Origin of the sequence: Antribacter soli, from assembly GCF_021568775.1 — a bacterium.
Lineage (GTDB): Bacteria > Actinomycetota > Actinomycetes > Actinomycetales > Cellulomonadaceae > Antribacter > Antribacter soli.
Window position 1 is genome coordinate 17,783 of record NZ_JAKGSG010000064.1, and the last position, 18,254, is coordinate 36,036.

The following is an 18,254-nucleotide window of genomic DNA, read 5'->3' on the forward strand; positions in this document are numbered from 1 at the left end:
GGTGCGCCGCTAGGGTAAGGGCGATCGCCCACCCGCCCACAGGACGGAGCGGACGTGCTGCTCGTCCTCGTTGCTCACATCGTCGCGGCGACAAGCGCGCCCGTGCTTGTCTCGTGGCTGGGCCGCCGCGCCTTCTGGGTGCTGGCCGCGGCTCCGGCGTCGGCGGTGGTGTACGCGCTGGCCCACACCGGAGACGTGCTGGGCGGCGCGACCCCCGTCCAGGTCGTTGAGTGGGTGCCCGCGCTGGGCCTGCAGCTCGCGTTCCGCCTCGACGCGCTGGCGTGGCTCATGCTGCTGGCGGTGGGCGGCATCGGCACGCTCGTGCTGCTCTACTGCTCCGCCTACTTCGCCCGCAGCGCCCACGGCCTACGCCGGTTCGCGGCGGTGCTGACGGCGTTCGCGGGTGCGATGGTCGGTCTGGTCACGGCCGACGACCTGCTCCTGCTCTTCGTCTTCTGGGAGCTGACCACCGTCTTCTCCTACCTCCTGATCGGTCACTACACCGACCGCAAGCCGAGCCGGCGGGCGGCGATGCAGGCCATCGTGGTCACGACGGCGGGCGGCCTGGCGATGCTGGTCGGCCTGGTGATCCTCGGCGTCGACGGGACGTGGCGCCTCTCGGACCTGGTGGCCGACCCGCCCCACGGGCCCGCGGTGACCGTGGCCGTGGCGTGCCTGCTCGCCGGGGCGGCCAGCAAGTCGGCGCTGGTCCCGTTCCACTTCTGGCTCCCCGCCGCGATGGCGGCGCCGACGCCGGTCAGCGCCTACCTGCACGCGGCGGCGATGGTGAAGGCGGGCGTCTACCTCGTGGCCCGCTTCGCCCCGGCCTACTCGGACGTGCCGGTGTGGCAGGTGACGGTGCTGGTGCTCGGCGCGGGGACGATGATCCTGGGCGGCTACCGCGCGCTGCGGCAGCACGACCTGAAGCTGCTGCTCGCGTTCGGCACTGTGAGCCAGCTCGGCCTGCTGGTGCTCCTGCTCGGGTTCGGCACGCAGGCGGCGGCGCTCGCGGGCCTCGCGCTGCTCGGCGCGCACGCGATGTGCAAGGCGGCGCTGTTCCTGGTCGTGGGCGTCGTCGACGCGGCCACGGGCACGCGCGACCTGCGCAGCCTCAGCGGCCTCGCCCGCGCTATGCCAGGGACAGCGGTCGCGGCCGTGCTCGCCACGGCGTCGATGATCGGCCTGCCGCCCACGGCGGGCTTCGTCGCGAAGGAGGCGGCCCTGGCGGCCCTTCTGCCCGACGCCGGCCACGCGCCTCCGGCAGGCCTCCTCGCCGCGGGCGGTGGTGCGGCGGCGTGGGTGCTGCTCGCCGCGGTGGTGCTGGGTTCCGCGCTGACGGTGGCGTACGGGCTCCGGTTCGTGTGGGGCGCGTTCGGCACCCGCCGGGCGACGCTGCCGGTCGCGGGCATGTCCGCCGTCGGGCGCCAGCCGCTGCTGCTGACCGGGCCGCCCCTCGTCCTGGCGGTGCTCGGCGTGGTCGCGGCGGTGGCGGCGCCGGCGGGGGAGGCGGTGCTCGGGCAGCACGCGGGGACCTACGCCGGGGCACCCGGCCACCTCGCCCTGTGGGACGGGGGCACCCCGGCGCTGGGGCTCACGCTGGCCGCACTGGCCCTGGGCGTGGCGCTCTTCCGGTGGCGGGGCGCCGTGGAGCGGGCTCAGGACCGGCTGCGGGTCCCCGCGGCGGACGGCGCGTACCGGCGGACCATGCGCCGGCTCGACGAGCTCGCCGCCGATGTCACGGGCTTCACCCAGCGCGGCTCGCTGCCGGTCTACCTCGGCGTGATCCTGGTGGTGCTCGCCGTCGGGCCGGGCCTGGCGGTCGCGTGGGGCCTGGTGACGGGTCCGCTGCCGGTGGACCTCGTCCCGTGGGACCGGCCCGCGCAGGCGGCGGTGGTCGCCGTCGTCGGGGTGGCGGCCGTGCTGGCCGCGCGCTCGCGCCGACGGTTGAAGGCGGTGATCCTGGTCGGCGTCGCCGGCTACGGCAACGCGGTCCTGTTCCTGCTGCACGGCGCCCCGGACCTGGCGCTCACACAGGTCCTGTGCGAGACGGTGACACTCGTGGTCATGGTGCTGGTGCTGCGCCGCCTGCCCCCGTACTTCTCGGGCCGGCCCCTGGCGGCGGACCGCTGGGTGCGGCTGGCGGTCGGCGTGCTCACCGGCGTCGTGATGATGGTCTTTGCCGTCGTGGCGCCCGCCGCCCGGATCCACATACCGGTCGCGGCGGACTTCCCCGAGGAGGCGGTGTCGTACGGCGGTGGGCACGACATCGTGAACGTGACGCTCGTCGACATCCGGGCGTGGGACACGGTGGGTGAGATCTCGGTGCTGCTCGTCGCCGCGACGGGGGTGGCGTCGATCGTGTTCCTCCGGGTCCGCAGCGGCGAGGTGCTGCGCATGCCGCGGGCCCGGGACGGGGTTCCGGACGGCGCCCGCGTGCCGGGACCGCTGGCGGCGGGACGCACCCTGGCGCCGCGGCGCCGCTCGGTCCTGCTCGAGGTGGCCACGAGGATCGTCTTCCACGCGATGATCGTCTTCGCGGTCTTCCTGCTGCTCGTCGGCCACGACCGACCGGGCGGCGGCTTCCCGGCCGGTCTCGTGGTCGGCATCGCGCTCACCGTGCGGTACCTCGCCGGCGGGCGGTACGAGCTGGGCGAGGCCGCGCCCGTGCACCCGGGCCTCCTGCTCGGCACGGGGCTCTTCCTGTCGGCCGGCGTGGGCCTCGCGGCGCTGCTCTTCGGCGGTGAGGTGCTGCAGAGCTGGATCCTCGACCGGGAGGTGCCGGTCCTGGGGCACGTGCACGTGGTGACGTCCCTGTTCTTCGACGTCGGCGTCATGCTGGTGGTCGTCGGGCTGGCGCTCGACATCCTGCGGACGCTCGGCGCGGAGCTCGACCGCCAGGCCGAGGAGGACGGGGACACGATGACGCCCGGGCGGACGGTCGGCATGGCGGGCGCGACCGGCGAGACGCGGCTCGGGGTCATCGGGGTGACGGAGGCCCTGGACGGAGCCCCGGCACAGGTCCCCGCCGGGCGGGAGGGACGCCCATGAACCCGGAGATGGTGCCGAGCGGTGTCCTCGTCGTCGCGATCGGCGTGCTGTTCGCGGCCGGGGTGTACCTGCTGCTGGAGCGGTCCCTGACGCGGGTGCTGCTCGGGTTCATCCTGGTCGGCAACGGCGCGAACCTCCTGATGCTGGTGGCGGGCGGCCGCGCCGGCGGCGCCCCGATCGCGGGAATCACGCCTGTCGACGAGATGAGCGACCCCCTCGCGCAGGCGATGGTGCTCACGTCGATCGTCATCACGCTCGCCCTGACGGCGTTCGTGCTGGCGATGGCCTACCGGTCGTGGCAGCTCAACGGGCACGACGAGGTGGCGGACGACGTCGAGGACCGGCGCATCGCCCGGCTCGCGGCGCGCAACGCGCCGGTCTACCGGGACGTCGACCAGGGCGAGGCGGGCACGCTCGACGAGGACGCGGCGGCGGCGCGGGACGAGACCGAACGGGACGAGGCCGGGGACAAGACCGGGGAGGCGACGTGACCCACGACCTCACCACCCTGGTGCCCCTGCCGGTGCTGATCCCGCTGTGCGCCGCGGGCCTGGCCCTCGCGCTGCACCGCCACCCACGGGCGCAGCGCACGATCAGCGTCGTCGCCCTGTCCCTCATGCTCGCGGCGTCGCTCGGGCTGCTCGTCGCGGCGGACGGCGGGCCGCTCGTCGTCGACGTCGGCGGGTGGGCCGCGCCGGTCGGCATCAACCTGGTGGCGGACCGGCTCGCCGCGCTCATGCTGAGCGTCTCGGGCGTCGTGCTGCTCTGCGTGCTCCTGTACTCCCTGAGCGAGGGCATGACGGAGAGCGCGGACGGGTTGCCGACGCCCGGGGGCGAGGACCCCATCCCCGTCGCGATCTACCACCCGACGTACCTCGTGCTCGCCGCGGGCGTCGCCAACGCGTTCCTGTCGGGCGACCTGTTCAACCTGTACGTCGGCTTCGAGATCCTGCTCGCGGCGTCGTACGTGCTGCTCACGCTCGGTGGGACGGGAGCGCGGATCCGCGCGGGCGCGGTGTACGTCGTCGTCTCCCTGCTGAGCTCGATCCTGTTCTTCGTGGCGATCGCGCTCGCGTACGCGGCGACGGGCACGGTGAACCTGGCGCAGCTCGCGCAGCGCATCCCGGAGATCGACCCCGGCGTCGCGCTCCTCCTGGAGCTGCTGCTCCTGCTCGCCTTCGGGATCAAGGCGGCGATCTTCCCGCTGTCCGCCTGGCTGCCCGACTCCTACCCGACCGCCCCCGCCCCCGTCACCGCCGTGTTCGCCGGCCTCCTGACGAAGGTCGGCGTCTACGCGATCATCCGGACGCAGACCCTCCTGTTCCCGGACTCGCCCGGCGTGGACCGGGTGCTGATGGTGCTCGCCCTGCTCACGATGGTGGTCGGCATCCTCGGCGCGGTCGCCCAGGACGACCTCAAGCGTCTGCTCTCCTTCACGCTCGTGAGCCACATCGGCTACATGATCTTCGGCGTCGGGCTCGCGTCCGAGGCTGGCATGGCCGCGGCCGTCTTCTACGTGGCGCACCACATCACCGTGCAGACCGCCCTGTTCCTCGTCACGGGCCTCGTCGAGCGCCGCGCGGGCACCACGTCGCTGGACCACCTCGGCGGTCTCGCCCGCGTGGCGCCCGGACTCGCGGTCCTCTTCTTCATCCCCGCGATGAACCTCGCCGGGATCCCGCCGCTGTCCGGCTTCCTCGGCAAGGTCGGCCTCCTCGAGTCCGGCGTGCGCGACGGCGGCACCCTCGCCTGGGTGCTCGTCGCCGGCTCGGTCGTGACCTCGCTCCTGACGCTGTACGCAGTGGTCAAGGCGTGGAACAAGGCCTTCTGGCAGGAGGTGCCCGCGGGCGTGACGCGCGACGTCCGCCTGCCGCGGGGCATGGTCGGCCCGACGACGGCCCTGGTCGCCTTCGGGGTCCTGCTCACCGTCGTCGCCGGGCCCCTCTACGGGTACGCGGACCGTGCGGCCCGCACCTCGATGGACGGGCACACCTACGTGGACGCGGTCTTCCCCGGCGGCTCCGAGCGCGGTCGCGGCGAGTCGCCCGAGGCCGGTGGGGGTGACCCGTGAGCCCGTCGACCCGCCGCGCGCCGTGGCGCCAGTGGCCCGCGGTCCTCGTGCTCGCCGCGATCTGGGTGCTGCTGTGGGGTTCCCTCTCGTGGGGCACCGCGCTCCTCGGGCTCGCGGTAGCGGTGGCCGTCGTCTGGTTCCTCCCGCTCCCGCGCGTCGCGACGAGCTGGACCATCCGGCCCTGGGGACTGTGCGTCCTCGTCGGCCGGTTCGGCGCCGACCTCGTCGTCGCCTCCTTCCAGGTCGCGTGGCTCGCCCTCCGGCCCGGGCCCGGCCCGCGCGGCGGCGTGGTCGGCGTCCGGCTGACCCACCCGGGGACCACGCACCAGGTGGTCACGGCCGAGCTGGCCTCTCTCGTCCCCGGGTCCGTCGTGGTCGAGCTCCGGCCGCACGACCGCACCGTGTACCTCCACGTCCTCGACCTGGCGCTGGCCGGCGGCACCGACGGCGTGCGGCGCGACATCCGCGCGCTCGAGGCCCGCGTGCTGCGCGCGTTCCCGCCGAAGAAGGAGTCGTGATGGGCGTCGTCGCCATCGTGGCCGCCGCGCTGCTCGCCGTCGGGGCGGCGCTCGCGGTGGTGCGCGTGGAGCGGGGGCCGTCGATGCTCGACCGCACCATCGCCTTCGACGTCCTCACCACCATCCTCGTCGGGGCGATCGCGCTCGAGGCGGCGTGGTCCCGGCGGACCGAGAGCATCCCGATCCTCGTCGTGCTGTCGCTGGTCGGGTTCGTCGGCTCGGTCGTGATCGCGCGGTTCGCCGCGGTCGAGCCCGAGGGAGCCGACGCGCCCGGCGCGGACGGGATCCCCCCTGTCTCCCCGGGCGAGGAGCGCGCCGCTCTCGGTGCGGAGCGTGTCGGTGAGGAGAGAGGGGGAGGCGAGTGACCGGCGTCGGACAGGACGTGTGGAACCTGGTCGCGGACGTGCTGGCCGGCGCCTGCCTGCTGCTGGGCGCCTTCCTGGCGTTCTCGGCAGGCGTGGGCGTGCTGCGGTTCGGGCATCTGCTCGCGCGGATGCACGCTGTCACGAAGCCGCAGGTCCTCGGGCTGATCCTGCTGCTCCTCGGGGTCGCGCTGCGGGTGCGGAGCTGGTCCGCGGTGGCGATGCTCGCGCTCGTCGTGGCGTTCCAGCTCCTCACGTCGCCGGTGGCGGCGCACATGGTGGGACGCGCGGGCTTCCGGACGGGCAAGGTGCGCCCCGAGGACCTGGAGGTCGACGACCTGACGGACGAGCGCGCGGGTTAGGCTCCCCGCGTGCTCGGCAGCGTGCTCGACCGGATCCCCGCCCCCGCCCTGTTCGTCTTCTCGGGGCTGACCCAGTACGCGGGGGCGGCGGTCGCTGTCGGGCTGTTCGCCCGCCTCGGTGCGCCCGACGTCGGCTGGTGGCGCATCGCGCTCGCCGCCCTCGTGCTCGTGGTGTGGCGGCGCCCGTGGCGGCGCACCTGGACGCGCCGGGACCTCGCGTGGTCGGCCGTGTTCGGGATCGTGCTGGCCGCGATGAACATCGCGTTCTACGTGGCGATCGACCACCTGCCGCTCGGGACCGCCGTCGCGATCGAGTTCTGCGGCCCCGTCGCGGTGGCCGCCGTGACCGGCCGGGCGTGGCGCGAGCGGGTCGCGATCGTGGTGGCCGGTGCCGGCGTCGTGCTGCTCGCGGGGGTCACGCTGGAGTCGGGCCTGCCGCGCGACGACGTCGTGATCGGCCTTGTCGCCATCCTCGCCGCGGCGGCGTGCTGGGCGGGATACATCGTGCTGGGGCGCCGGGTCGCGCGGGCCGGTTCCGGGGTGGACGGGCTCGCCGTCGGGATGGCCGCGGGGTCGCTCCTCTTCGCGCCGTTCTTCGTCGGCTCCGGCGGGGCTGTGGTCTCAGACCCTGCGCTGCTCGTGCTGCTGCTCGTCGTCGCCGTCTGCTCGTCCGTGGTGCCGTACGGGCTCGAGCAGGTGGTGCTGCGGCACCTGAGCGCGGCGACGTTCGCGGTGCTGCTCGCGCTGCTGCCGGCGACGGCCGCGGTCATCGGGGCCGTGATGCTGCGACAGGTGCCGACGTGGCCCGAGCTCGCGGGGCTGGTCCTGGTGTCGGGGGCGATCGCCATGACTGCGCGGGCTGCGCCGAGGGTCGGCCCGCCGAAGTAGAACCTGCCGACGTCGGGCGGCGGTTCTGCTCCGGCGGCGGCGTGACGGCCTGACGTCCCGGCATTGGGGCTAGAGGTACTGGCCCGGGGACGTGTGGGGCTGCTGGTCCTGGTCCTCCGGGTGCGGGGCCGGTCCTGCCGGGCCGAAGGCGATCGATCCCGGCGGGAGGGCGCGACGCATCTGCGAGAGCTGGGCCTGCGCCGCCATCTGCTGCGCGACCAGGGCCGTCTGGATCCCGTGGAACAGGCCCTCCAGCCACCCCACGAGCTGCGCCTGGGCCACGCGCAGCTCCGCCTCCGACGGCACCGCCTCGTCCGAGAACGGCAGCGTGATCCGGTGCAGCTCCTCCATGAGCTCCGGCGAGAGGCCGTCCTCGAGCTCCGCGAGAGAGCGCTCGTGGATCTCCGCGAGACGCGTGCGCGCGGCCTCGTCGAGCGGCGCTTCCCGCACCTCGTCGAGGAGGCGCTTGATCATGCTGCCGATGCGCATGACCTTCGCGGGTTCCTCTATCTGGGAGACGACGCCCTCGGCGCCTTCGCCCTTCGCCTTGTCATCCTCGCCCACGGGGATCTCGCGCCCGTCCGGGGTCACCACGAGCGGGTGGATCGCGGGGCGGGGCGCGTCGCCGGACGGCTCGTCCGGGTCGACGGCGACCGCGTCCGTGGGATCTTCGGACAAGTCCACGGGCATGGGGTCGACAGGGGCGACATGCGCCTCGGCGGTCTTCGCAGGTCCGGTCTCGTCGGTCATACGCACAGTCTTGCGTGAACGGCCCGCGCAGGACACTGCGCGGGCCGTCCACTTTCCTTCGTCCGAGGTCAGCTGCACCTCCGGCTCAGACGACGATGTTGTCGGTCGCCTGAGCCTGCGGTTCCGCGCAGGGCGAGTGCCTCGTTCCTCGGCCCTCACCCTGCGCTGCACCTCCGGCTCAGACGACAGGCGTGCCGTGCGTGTGGAACGAGTCGATCGTCTTCAGTCCCCACGCCTGGCCCCTGGCGCGCTCGGCCACGGTCCAGTTGATCGTCTTCCAGTCCGGGGCCAGGATCAGGCGCGCGCCGGCGTTGCAGAGCTCGATGCGGTTGCCGCCCGGCTCCCAGACGTACAGGAAGAACGTCTGCTGGATGGCGTGCTTGTGCGGGCCGGTCTCGATGTGGATCCCGGCCTCGAGGAACACGTCGGCCGCCCGGAGGATGTCCTCGCGCGTGTCCGTCGCGAACGCGACGTGGTGCAGCCGCCCGTGCGAGCCGGTCCGGTCCGAGGTGTAGACCAGGTCGTACGACGTGTTCCCGAGGGAGAACCAGATCGCGGCGGGGGCGCCCTCGTCCGTGACGATGCGCTCGGTGCAGCGCGCGCCGAGGACGTCGCCCAGGAAGTCCGAGACAGGCGGCACGTCACCGGTCAGGTAGTTGACGTGGTCGAGCCGGCGCACGTTCGCACCACGGCCAGGGAAGGCCGCTGCCTGGTTCTTCAGAGCCGGGACGTCCTCGTCGGCCTCGTACCAGTCGACGTCCCAGTACAGGCCCATCGGGTGGCCGTCGGGGTCGTCGAAGAGCAGCACCTCGCCGAGACCCCGCACGGACGCGTCGGTTCCCCGCCAGTACGGGGTCTGGTGGAGCGAGGCGCGGAAGCGCTCGAACGCCGCCGGGCTCGCCGCGCGCAGGTAGGTGCGGCCGACGCCGGCCTGGTCCCGCTGGACGAGGCGCAGGGTGTACGACTGGTAGTCGTCCCACGCGTGCACATGGACCGCGCCGTCCTCGCGGTGCACCTCGCGCATCGCCATGAGGTTCACGAAGAAGTCGCGCGTCTCCTCGAGAACCGGCGTGTAGAGCTCGATCGGGCCGACGTGCGCGATGTCGCGACGGCGCTCCGGGTCGTGGGTCAGCAGGGGGTCGCCGAGGGCGGTCATGTCGTGGTCCTTCGCTGAGTGGGGGTTGCGGCGGCCGGGCGGGGCCAGGTGACGCCGTCGAAGAGCTTGCGCGCGGTGCGGACCACCGTGCTGCGGCGCACGGTCGTGGCGGGGCCGGAGCCGGCGAGCTCGATGCCGACGTCGAACGAGCCGGTCGGGTGCTCGATGCGGTGGGTCGCGCCCTCGACGATGCCGTGCGCCACGGTGCCCTCGGCGAGGACGCCCGCGGCGACCGACACCGCGCCGAGCACGCCGATCGCGTCGTGGACGCGGTGCGGGACGAACGTGCGGGTGGTGACGAGGCCCCCGTGCCGGGCGGGGGAGACGATGGTCAGCTTGGGCACCGTGGTGCCCGAGACGTCGCCGAGACCCATGGCGGGTCCCGCCTCCGCGCGCACGGCCTCGAGCCGCGTGCGCAGGGCTGTGTCCGCCTCGAGCGCGGCGGGGGACTCGGTGCCCTCGAGGCCGAGGTCGGCGGCTCGCAGCAGGACCACGGGCATGCCCGCGTCCACGCAGGTCACGTCCACTCCGGCGAGGGTGTCGACGAGCCGGCCAGTCGGGAAGACCGGGCGGTCGCCGCCTGGGAACGAGATCGTGATCGTGGCCGCCGGAAAGGGGGTTCCGGCCATGACCTCGTCGCCGTCGTACCGAACCGCGCCGCCCGTGGTGGGGACGTCCGCGACGGCGACCTGCACCACCGGGTTGAGCATCCGGATCCGCACCGTGGTGACGTCGCCCGCGACCGGGACGAGTCCCCGCTCGACGGCGAACGGGCCCACGCCCGCCAGGATGTTGCCGCAGGGCTGCCGGTCGGTGACGACCGGCTGGTCCGGCACGACCTGCAGGAAGAGGTGGTCCACGTCCGCGTCCGGGGACGACGACGGCGACACCACCGCGACCTTGCTCGTCAGGGGGTGCCCGCCGCCGAGCCCGTCCACCTGGCGCGGGTCGGGGGAGCCCATGATCCGCAGCAGGAGGTCGTCGCGCTCCGCCGGGTCCGCGGGGAGGTCGGCCGCGAGGAAGTAGGCGCCCTTGGAGGTGCCGCCGCGCATGAGGAGGCAGCGGACGCCGTCGTCGGCGGAGGTCATCGCGCGTCCTCGAGCCGGTCCACGTAGACGACGCCGAGCCGCTCCAGGAGCGGGCGCAGGTCGTACATGTCGAGGCCGAGCGTCCCGGACGCCAGCGTCGCGCGCTTGGCCTCCTCGTTCGCGGTGCGGGCCTCGGCGGCCGCCGCGACCTCGGCGGCGCGGGCCGCGGGGACGACCACGACGCCGTCGTCGTCGGCCACGACGACGTCGCCCGGGCGGACGAGCTGACCGGCGACGACCACGGGGACGTTCACCGAGCCGGGCGTGGCCTTGACGCAGCCCTGCGCGTGCACGGCGCGCGACCAGACCGGGAAGGGCATCTCGCGCAGGGTGGCGACGTCGCGCACCCCCGCGTCGATGACGAGGCCGAGCACGCCGTGGGCCTGCAGCGACGTGGCGAGCAGGTCGCCGAAGCAGCCGTCGGTCGAGTCGGAGGTCGTGGCGACGACGAGGACGTCGCCGGCGCGGCAGGTCTCGACGGCCGCGTGGAGCATGAGGTTGTCGCCTGGCGGGCTCAGCACGGTGACGGCGGACCCGGCCACGGCGGCGCCGGGTACCCGGGCCTGGACGCGCGGCCCGACGAGGCCGGTGCGCCCGGCCGCCTCGTGCACGGTCGCCACGCCGGCGGTCCCGAGGCGGGCGACGACGTCGGCCCGCGCCCGGTCGACCTCACGGACGACGACGTGCTGCGCCATCAGGACAGCTCCGACGTGACCTGCGGGTACACCCGATGGTAGGCCTCGGCAAAGGTGTTCACCGGGAGGCCGAGGTTGGGGCCGCTGTTGCGCTTGGCCTGGACGCCGCGCCGCTTGCCGAGGTCCGTGTAGTACTCGACGAGGTGACCCTGTGCACCCATGGCCTGCATCGCCGCGACCTTGCGCTCCCACACCTCGGTGATGTCGAGCAGCACGTCCGGGACGAACCCGGAGACCTCCGGCTGGTGCGGCTCGAAGCAGAAGACCGGCGGGGCGCCGATGACGTCGCCGGTACCGACCACCCCAGGGGCCTGGGCGAGCACGCGGGCGTGCCGGGCGATACGGCCGGCCTCCGGGTGGTCCATGTTGTACGGGTCCTCGGGGGCGTGGGTCAGCACGACGCCGGGCTGCACCTCGCGGTAGAGCTCGACGAGGCTCGTCAGCAGCTCCGGGGTCTCGCGCAGGGGATAGTCGCCGGCGTCGAAGAAGTGCACCTCGCCGCCGAGGATCTCCGCGGCCGTCTCTGCCTCTGCCCGGCGGACGTCCTTGATCTCCTCCAGGGTCTTGCCGGCGCGCCAGGCGGCGGCCGACTCCCCGCGCTCACCGAACGACAGGCAGGCGATGACCGCCCGCTGACCGCGGCACGCCGCCTGGGCGAGGGCGCCGCCGGCCCGCCAGACGAAGTCGCCTGGGTGCGCGGTGACGACGAGGAGCGGAGACTGCTCCGCCATGGGTCCTCCTGTATGAGCGACGTCAGGGCGACCACCCGAGACGATCTGTCATGATGTGCCGTGATGATGGTCGACAAGATTGTCGACAATCTTGTCGACGAGACCGAACCTAGCAGACGGAGAACCTTGACAGTGGGCGGTACCGACGGCGTGCGCACGGCGCTGCGCGACGCGATACTGCGCGGCCGCTACGGGCCCAGGCAGCGGCTCATCGAGGCGGAGCTCGCCGCCGACCTGGGTGCCGGCCGCTCGGCCGTGCGCAGCGCGCTGCTGCAGCTCGCGTCCGACGGGCTCGTGGAGATCCAGCCGAACCGGGGTGCGCGCGTCCGGGAGATCCCCATCGCCGAGGCGATCGAGATCACGGAGATCCGCCAGGCCGTCGAGAGCCTGGTCGCGGCCCGGGCCGCCGAGCGGATCGACGACGCGCAGGCGGCCGAGCTGCGCGACCTAGGCGAGCGGATGGCCGCGGCGGTGCGGGCCGGCGAGCTCATGACCTACTCCGACCTCAACGCGTCCCTGCACGTGCGGCTCCGGGAGATCGCGCAGCACGCGACGGCGACCCGGATCGTGGACCAGCTCAACGGGCAGCTCGTCCGGCACCAGTTCCGGCTGTCGCTGATGCCCGGCCGGCCGGGGGTCTCGCTCGGGGAGCACCTGGCGATCGTCGACGCGGTCCTCGCCCGGGACCCGGAGCGGGCGCGGGCGGCGATGGCGGCGCACATCGGGAGCGTGATCGCCACGCTCGCGGCACTGCGCGACGAGGCGTGATTTTTCAGATTGGCGAAGGAATTGGTCGATATATGTCAGGGAATGAGCAGCACTTTGCCGAATGCTTCACCGGATTCGACCAGCAAATGCGCAATCTCCGCTTCTTCGAACGGCAATCGCGCGTGAACGACAGGTTTCACCCGGCCCTGCTCGACGAGCGGCCACACGTGCTCAAGGACGTCGGCCACGACGCGCGCCTTCTCCTCGGCGGGGCGTGAGCGGAGCGTCGTCCCGGCGACCGTGCCGCGCTGGGCGAGGAGCGCGCCGAGGTCCAGCTCCCCGCGGCGCCCCTGCTGCAGGCCGATCACGACGAGGCGGCCTCCCCGCGCCAGCGCCCGCACGTTGTCGGCGAGCCCGCCGCCGCCCAGCACGTCGAGCACCACGTCGGCCCCGTGGCCGCCCGACGCGGCGCGGACCGCCGCCACGACGTCCGCCGAACGGTGGTCGATCGCCACCTCCGCGCCGAGGTCGCGGCACCGGGCGGCCCGTTCGGGGCCGCCGGCCGTGGTCAGGACGCGCGCCCCCAGCGCGGCGGCGAGCTGCACGGCGATGGTGCCGATGCCGCCCGAACCGCCCTGCACGAGCACCCACTCGCCCGCCTGGAGCCGGCCCACGGTCACGAGATTGTCCCAGGCGGTGCACACCGCCTCCGGCAGGGCTGCCGCGTCCACGAGGTCGATGCCCCGCGGGACCGGGAGCACCTGGGTCTCGCGCACGCAGACCTGCTCCGCGTATCCGCCGCCCTCCAGGAGCGCGACGACCTCATCACCAGGACGCCACCGCGACACGCCGCGTCCGACACGCACGACGCTTCCTGATATTTCCAGGCCGGGCCAGTCAGGGGCGCCTGCCGGAGCAGGGTAGTATCCGGCCCGTTGTAGCAGGTCAGCACGGTTCACTCCGGCTGCGGCAACCTCGATGATGATCTCGTTCGGACCCGGATTCGGGTCGTTCAGGGACGAAACGGAGAGTTTCCCTGAGGGGCCGGATCCGGATATCGTGACGGCTCGCACATCGATGGAGCCTACTCATGCGTGCCCTCAGGGTGTCGTTCGTGAGTCCCTGTCGCCTGTAACTTGTACGCATTGCCGAGGAATGCGGTCGCTGTCAGGCCGACCTCGTCCACGGATCAGTGATGGAGAGAGGTACCCATGCTCCGCAGGTTGGGTGTCCGCGGGAAAATCCTTGCGACGCTTGCCACGCCTGTCCTCGTCCTGGTCGTCCTGGCCGTCTACATCGTCGGTCAGTCGGTGCTGGACGCGCGTACCGCGTCCCAGACCGCCACCATCATGGACGCGCTCGAGTACCAGGACACGGCGGGCTCGGCCTATGCACAGGAACGTGCGCTGGCGGTTCTCGCGCGGGCCGGCAACCAGGAAGCGCTCGCCATGCTCACGCAGGCGATGCCGGACCTGGACGAGGAAGGCAAGCCCATCACCGACGCGAGCGGCGCCCCGCAGATGGGCCCGTCCGCTCAGGAACGGACGAACCTCGCCCTCGACGAGCGCGACGACTTCTTCCGGGGACTGGACATCGCGGCGCTCGACCCGCAGGTCCAGGATGCGGTCGACAAGACCATGGGGGACCGTGAGGGCGTCCTGGAGCTCCAGGGGCAGACCGCCGGCCTCCTGCTGACCCCGGGCGCCACGGCCGACGAGTACACCTCGTACATCGACGGGGCGCTCGACGTCGCCCGGCAGCTCGCGGACACCTCCGGCGACCGTGAGCTCGCGCTCCGCCTCGAGGCGTACATCTCGATGGACGACGCGATGCTGACCAACACGCTGGAGCGGCCGTTCGCCCAGATCTACATGGGCAAGCTGCAGGCCTCGATGACGCCCAGCGCTGCCGAGACCACCAACCTTGCGACGCTCGCCAACACCCTGAACATCCAGGTCGACACCGCGCAGCGGTACATGGACCGCCTCGGCTTCAACTTCGAGGTCGCGCCGCTGACCGGCGACTACCTGACCGGTCACGAGACGTTCGCGCAGTCCGTGGCCACGCAGAACTCGGTCTGGTTCGCCGGGTTCGCCGACGCCTCGAACAAGTGGGTCGTCGACAACCGCCTGGTGCGCGACGAGCTCCGCGCGGACGCCACCGCCTGGGCGCAGGCCGAGTCCGAGCTCGCGTCGCAGCGCGCCATGGCAACCGCCGTCGGCGCGCTCGTGATCGTCGTGATCTCGATCATCACCGCGCTCGTGATCGCCCGTCGCCTGGTGAGCCCGCTGCGCCGCCTCACCGACGCCGCCGGTGACGTCCGTGACCGCCTGCCCACCCTGGTGGAGCAGGTGTCGGTGCCCGGCCAGGGCCCGAGCCTCGAGCTCGAGCCGATCCCGGTCGAGTCGCTCGACGAGATCGGTCAGCTCGCCGCCGCGTTCAACGACGTGAACCGGACCACGATCGAGGTCGCCCGCGAGCAGGCCGCCCTCCGTGGCTCCATCGCTGAGATGTTCGTCAACGTCGCCCGTCGTGACCAGGTGCTGCTGAACCGCCAGCTCGCGTTCCTGGACGACCTCGAGCGTTCCGAGGAAGACCCGTCGACCCTGTCGAACCTCTTCCGCCTCGACCACCTCGCGACCCGTATGCGCCGCAACGCCGAGTCGCTGCTCGTCCTCGCCGGGATCGACTCGGGCCGCCGGGTGCGCCAGCCCATGCCGGTCTCCGACGTGATCCGTACCGCGTCCTCCGAGATCGAGCTGTACGACCGCGTGCGCCTCAACCTCGTCGTGGACCCGCTGATGCTGGGCCACAACGCGCTGAACGCCGCGCACCTCCTGGCCGAGCTCCTGGAGAACGCGACCATGTTCTCCGAGCCGCACACGCCGGTGGACGTCACGACGTCGCGCGACTCGTTCGGCGTCACCGTCATCGTGCGCGACCACGGCCTCGGCATGACCGCGGACGAGCTCACGGAGGCCAACCGCAAGGTCACGAGCCGCGCGGCCTCGGACGCCGTCGGCGCCCAGCGCCTGGGCCTCTTCGTGGTCGGCCGCCTGGCGGACCGCCTCGGTGCGTCGGTCGACTTCGCGAGCGGCCAGGACGGCACCGGCACGCAGGTGACGGTCCGCTTCCCCGCGGTCCTGTTCCTCCCGGACGACGCGGTGCCGCTGCCCCAGCCCACCGACCCCCTGGAGGCGGCGACCCAGGCCGCGGCCGCGCAGTACCAGGGCATGCCGGGCGGTCAGCCGGGCAGCACGGCGTACCAGAACCCTGCGCCGGCCTTCGCGTCCGGTCCGTCGACCACGTCGATGGCCACGCAGCAGAACCCGGCCCCGGCGTTCGGCGGCAACTTCGGGGGCAACGCGGCGCAGCCGCTGCCGAGTGCGACGAGCTCCCTCGTCGCCCAGCCGGAGGCGCCCGTCGCCGTCCCTGTCGACCTCGACGCGCTCACCGACGGCACGACGGCCCTGGGCCTGGCCCGCCGGCGCACCTCGCGCCCTGGCGAGGGCTCGCCGAGCGAGCGCTTCCCCATGCAGACGGCGACCGGCTCGATCGTCCTGCCGCCGCTGGTCACGCCTGAGCTGCCGACGGACATGCAGCCGTCGGCCGGCGACGACCAGTGGAGCCCGCCGTCGATGACGGACGTCAAGCCGTCGCCGAGCGCGCTGCCGAGCCGGAGCCGTAACGCCGCTCCGGCGCAGCCCCCGGCGCCGCTCTTCGAGGACGTGCCGGTGACACCGGTGCTGGACGTCGACCAGCGCAGCGCGCTGTTCTCGAGCTTCCGGTCGCTGAACACGATGGGCGTGCAGGACGCCTCGCCGCAGGCGCTCCAGCTCGACCCGATCACGCAGGACCCGGCCGCGCTGCCGGGCTCTGCGGAGGACACGAGCGTCATGCGCTTCCCGGCGAGCGGGCAGCCCTCGGTGGCTCCGCCGCCGCCGCCGGCGCCCGTGGCGGTGCCGCAGTACCCGGCGCCCGACCGGTCCTTCGGTCAGTCGTTCGGTCAGTCCTACGGCCAGCCGGGTCAGGCCTCCGGCGGGCAGAGCACGAGCCTCGGCTCCGTGGCCGCGCCCGACGAGGACGAGATCCCCGGGGACCTGCGCTACGAGGCGCTGCCCGCGTTCGAGGAGCTCATGGAGAACCTGCCGACGCGCCGGTCCATCCGTGAGGGCGGCAAGCCGGCGAACAAGCAGCGGGGCATCTTCGGGCGTCGCCCGAACGGTCAGCCCGCCACGGGCGAGCTGCGGACCTACCAGCCGGCCGAGCCGACGCCGGTGTCGCAGCCGCTCCCCGCGGTCGAGCTGCCGACGGTCTCGTACTCGCAGCCGTCGCCGTCGACCGGCTTCGGGCCCACGACGGGATACCAGCCCGCGGTGAACCCGGCTCAGGCCCCGGCCGACCCGGTGTACCAGAAGGGCTTCCAGGAGGGTTACGAGAAGGCGCTGCGCGAGTCGCAGCCTCCCGCGGCCCCGATGCCCTTCACCGGGCCGTCCCCGGCCGTCCCGGGCTCTGCGGTCCCGGCTGCGCAGCCCAAGATGAGCCCGGTGCCGGCCGCGTCGCAGGCGACGGTCCCCGTCGAGGGCTACGCGCCGGTGGAGAACTTCGGTCCGGTGGAGTCCTTCGCACCGGTCGAGAGCTTCGGTCCGGTGGAGTCCTTCGCACCGGTCGAGAGCTTCGGTCCGGTGGAGTCCTTCGCGCCGGTCGAGAGCTTCGCCTCGGCACCGGTGGCCTCACCGGTCACGGAGATCGTGCCGATCGCACCGAGGCCGACGGCGCCGCTGCCGGCCGAGGCAGCACCGGCCCGGGTGACGAACCAGTACTCCGAGCCCAACCGGGCCGGAGCCGGCTACGAGTCGCTGTCCTACGCCGAGCCGGCTCAGCCGGCCGCGGCACCGGCCCCCGCCCCGGCCCCGGCCGCCGGCGTGGCCGACACGCTGGACCCGCTGGACCCGGGATACGTCCGCGACTCCGTCGAGGCGCGGTCCGAGTGGATGGCGTCCGCCGTCCTCTACGAGGAGATGACGAGCCTCCTGCGCAGGGGGGCTTACCAGGAAGACGACGTGGTACCCGAGAACGACGCTTACCGTCCTGCTGCCCACACCCCGGAGCCGGCGGCTCCCAGCGGCCTGACCCGTCGCGAGCGAGGCGCCTCCGGAACCGGCGTGGGCGACACGGTCGACCGGCTCTCGGCCCGCATCGAACGTGATCCCGAGCAGCTCCGCTCCCGGCTGTCCGCATTCCAGTCGGCTACTGCGCGTGGTCGTTCGGAGGCCGACGCCGGGCGTGGGACGGAGAACGATCCCGGAAATCAGGAGGGGGCCTCGACGTGGGCACCCTCGACGATGAATCATGTCCCTGACTCAGCGCCGCAGTCGCGGTGACCAGCGCGTCTGTGGATTCTGACTAGGAGGAACAGAGAGTGACCCTCAGCACCGAAGCAACGAATTTCGGGTGGCTGCTCGACAACTTCGTGCGCACTGTCCCGGGGAGCCGCCACACGCTCGTGGTGTCCGCGGACGGCCTGCTCATGGCGATGTCGGACCAGTTGGACCGCACGAGCGCGGACCAGCTCGCAGCCATCGTCTCCGGCATGTCGAGCCTCACCCGTGGTGCCGCTCGCCAGCTCAACGGCGGGAACGTCCGGCAGTCCATCGTCGAGATGGACAACGGCTTCCTCTTCCTGATGAACGTCTCGAACGGGTCGGTGCTGGGCGTGGTTGCCGAGACCACGTGCGACATCGGCCTCATCGGCTACGAGATGGCCCTGCTCGTCTCCCGCACGGAGGCCACGCTCACCCCGCAGCTGATCGCGGAGATGCGTGGCAGCCTCCCGGTTGACGGGCAGTCCCGAGCCAACGTGGGATGAGGTCTCGA

General features: G+C 73.1%; 16 protein-coding genes. 10 read left to right on the forward strand and 6 right to left on the reverse strand.

The window, feature by feature from the left end; genetic code table 11:
* Positions 1–54: 54 nt before the first annotated feature.
* From L1785_RS21690 to L1785_RS21720, 7 genes are read left to right on the forward strand one after another with little or no spacing between them, the layout of a single operon-like run.
* A complete protein-coding gene (locus L1785_RS21690) occupies positions 55–3,048 on the forward strand; it encodes a Na+/H+ antiporter subunit A (protein WP_236091337.1) in 2,994 nt (997 codons plus the stop codon).
* The gene (locus L1785_RS21695) at positions 3,045–3,539 is read left to right on the forward strand and encodes a Na(+)/H(+) antiporter subunit C (RefSeq protein WP_236091338.1); all 495 of its coding nucleotides are present in this window, start codon (positions 3,045–3,047) and stop codon (positions 3,537–3,539) included. The genes L1785_RS21690 and L1785_RS21695 overlap by 4 nt, the downstream gene beginning before the upstream one ends.
* Entirely contained in the window at positions 3,536–5,119 is a 1,584-nt protein-coding gene (locus L1785_RS21700; protein WP_236091339.1) for a Na+/H+ antiporter subunit D, read from the forward strand. The genes L1785_RS21695 and L1785_RS21700 overlap by 4 nt, the downstream gene beginning before the upstream one ends.
* Positions 5,116–5,637 (forward strand): Na+/H+ antiporter subunit E, encoded by a 522-nt coding sequence (locus tag L1785_RS21705; protein ID WP_236091340.1) that lies wholly within the window; start codon positions 5,116–5,118, stop codon positions 5,635–5,637. The genes L1785_RS21700 and L1785_RS21705 overlap by 4 nt, the downstream gene beginning before the upstream one ends.
* Positions 5,637–6,002, forward strand: coding sequence for an MrpF/PhaF family protein (locus tag L1785_RS21710; protein WP_236091341.1), 366 nt, complete (start codon positions 5,637–5,639; stop codon positions 6,000–6,002). Before L1785_RS21705 ends, L1785_RS21710 begins: the two co-directional genes overlap by 1 nt.
* Entirely contained in the window at positions 5,999–6,361 is a 363-nt protein-coding gene (gene mnhG, locus L1785_RS21715; protein ID WP_236091342.1) for a monovalent cation/H(+) antiporter subunit G, read from the forward strand. Before L1785_RS21710 ends, mnhG begins: the two co-directional genes overlap by 4 nt.
* 33 nt (positions 6,362–6,394) lie before the next feature.
* Complete coding sequence (locus L1785_RS21720) at positions 6,395–7,249, forward strand: EamA family transporter (RefSeq protein ID WP_236091364.1); 855 nt, start codon at positions 6,395–6,397, stop codon at positions 7,247–7,249.
* Positions 7,250–7,318: 69 nt separating this feature from the next.
* On the opposite strand, the gene L1785_RS21725 is transcribed toward L1785_RS21720, so the two are convergent.
* The 5 genes from L1785_RS21725 to L1785_RS21745 form a co-directional block, all read right to left on the reverse strand.
* Positions 7,319–7,939 carry a bacterial proteasome activator family protein gene (locus tag L1785_RS21725; protein WP_372461901.1) on the reverse strand — a complete coding sequence of 207 codons (621 nt, stop codon included), beginning with the start codon at positions 7,937–7,939 and terminating at the stop codon, positions 7,319–7,321.
* 238 nt (positions 7,940–8,177) lie between these two features.
* On the reverse strand, positions 8,178–9,155 hold the full coding sequence (locus L1785_RS21730; protein WP_236091344.1) for a VOC family protein: 978 nt from the start codon (positions 9,153–9,155) through the stop codon (positions 8,178–8,180).
* Positions 9,152–10,243 carry a 4-oxalomesaconate tautomerase gene (locus L1785_RS21735; protein WP_236091345.1) on the reverse strand — a complete coding sequence of 364 codons (1,092 nt, stop codon included), beginning with the start codon at positions 10,241–10,243 and terminating at the stop codon, positions 9,152–9,154. The genes L1785_RS21730 and L1785_RS21735 overlap by 4 nt, the downstream gene beginning before the upstream one ends.
* Complete coding sequence (locus L1785_RS21740; RefSeq protein WP_236091346.1) at positions 10,240–10,938, reverse strand: 4-carboxy-4-hydroxy-2-oxoadipate aldolase/oxaloacetate decarboxylase; 699 nt, start codon at positions 10,936–10,938, stop codon at positions 10,240–10,242. Before L1785_RS21740 ends, L1785_RS21735 begins: the two co-directional genes overlap by 4 nt.
* Positions 10,938–11,669: a PIG-L deacetylase family protein gene (locus L1785_RS21745; RefSeq protein WP_236091347.1), complete on the reverse strand. Its 732-nt coding sequence runs from the start codon at positions 11,667–11,669 to the stop codon at positions 10,938–10,940. Before L1785_RS21745 ends, L1785_RS21740 begins: the two co-directional genes overlap by 1 nt.
* Positions 11,670–11,801: 132 nt before the next feature.
* Here L1785_RS21745 and L1785_RS21750 point away from each other — a divergent pair, with 132 nt between their 5' ends.
* Positions 11,802–12,437, forward strand: coding sequence for a GntR family transcriptional regulator (locus L1785_RS21750; protein WP_236091348.1), 636 nt, complete (start codon positions 11,802–11,804; stop codon positions 12,435–12,437).
* A gap of 35 nt (positions 12,438–12,472) precedes the next feature.
* Here the strand turns inward: L1785_RS21750 and L1785_RS21755 are convergent, their stop codons facing one another.
* A complete protein-coding gene (locus L1785_RS21755) occupies positions 12,473–13,450 on the reverse strand; it encodes an NAD(P)H-quinone oxidoreductase (RefSeq protein WP_236091349.1) in 978 nt (325 codons plus the stop codon).
* 138 nt (positions 13,451–13,588) lie between these two features.
* On the opposite strand from L1785_RS21755, the gene L1785_RS21760 reads away from it, so the two are divergent.
* Together L1785_RS21760 and L1785_RS21765 are read left to right on the forward strand one after the other, a co-directional pair.
* Positions 13,589–17,761, forward strand: a complete 4,173-nt coding sequence (locus L1785_RS21760; RefSeq protein ID WP_236091350.1) for an ATP-binding protein — start codon at positions 13,589–13,591, stop codon at positions 17,759–17,761.
* A 38-nt stretch (positions 17,762–17,799) separates the two neighbouring features.
* Positions 17,800–18,246, forward strand: a complete 447-nt coding sequence (locus tag L1785_RS21765) for a roadblock/LC7 domain-containing protein (RefSeq protein WP_236091351.1) — start codon at positions 17,800–17,802, stop codon at positions 18,244–18,246.
* The last annotated feature ends 8 nt before the right edge of the window (positions 18,247–18,254 follow it).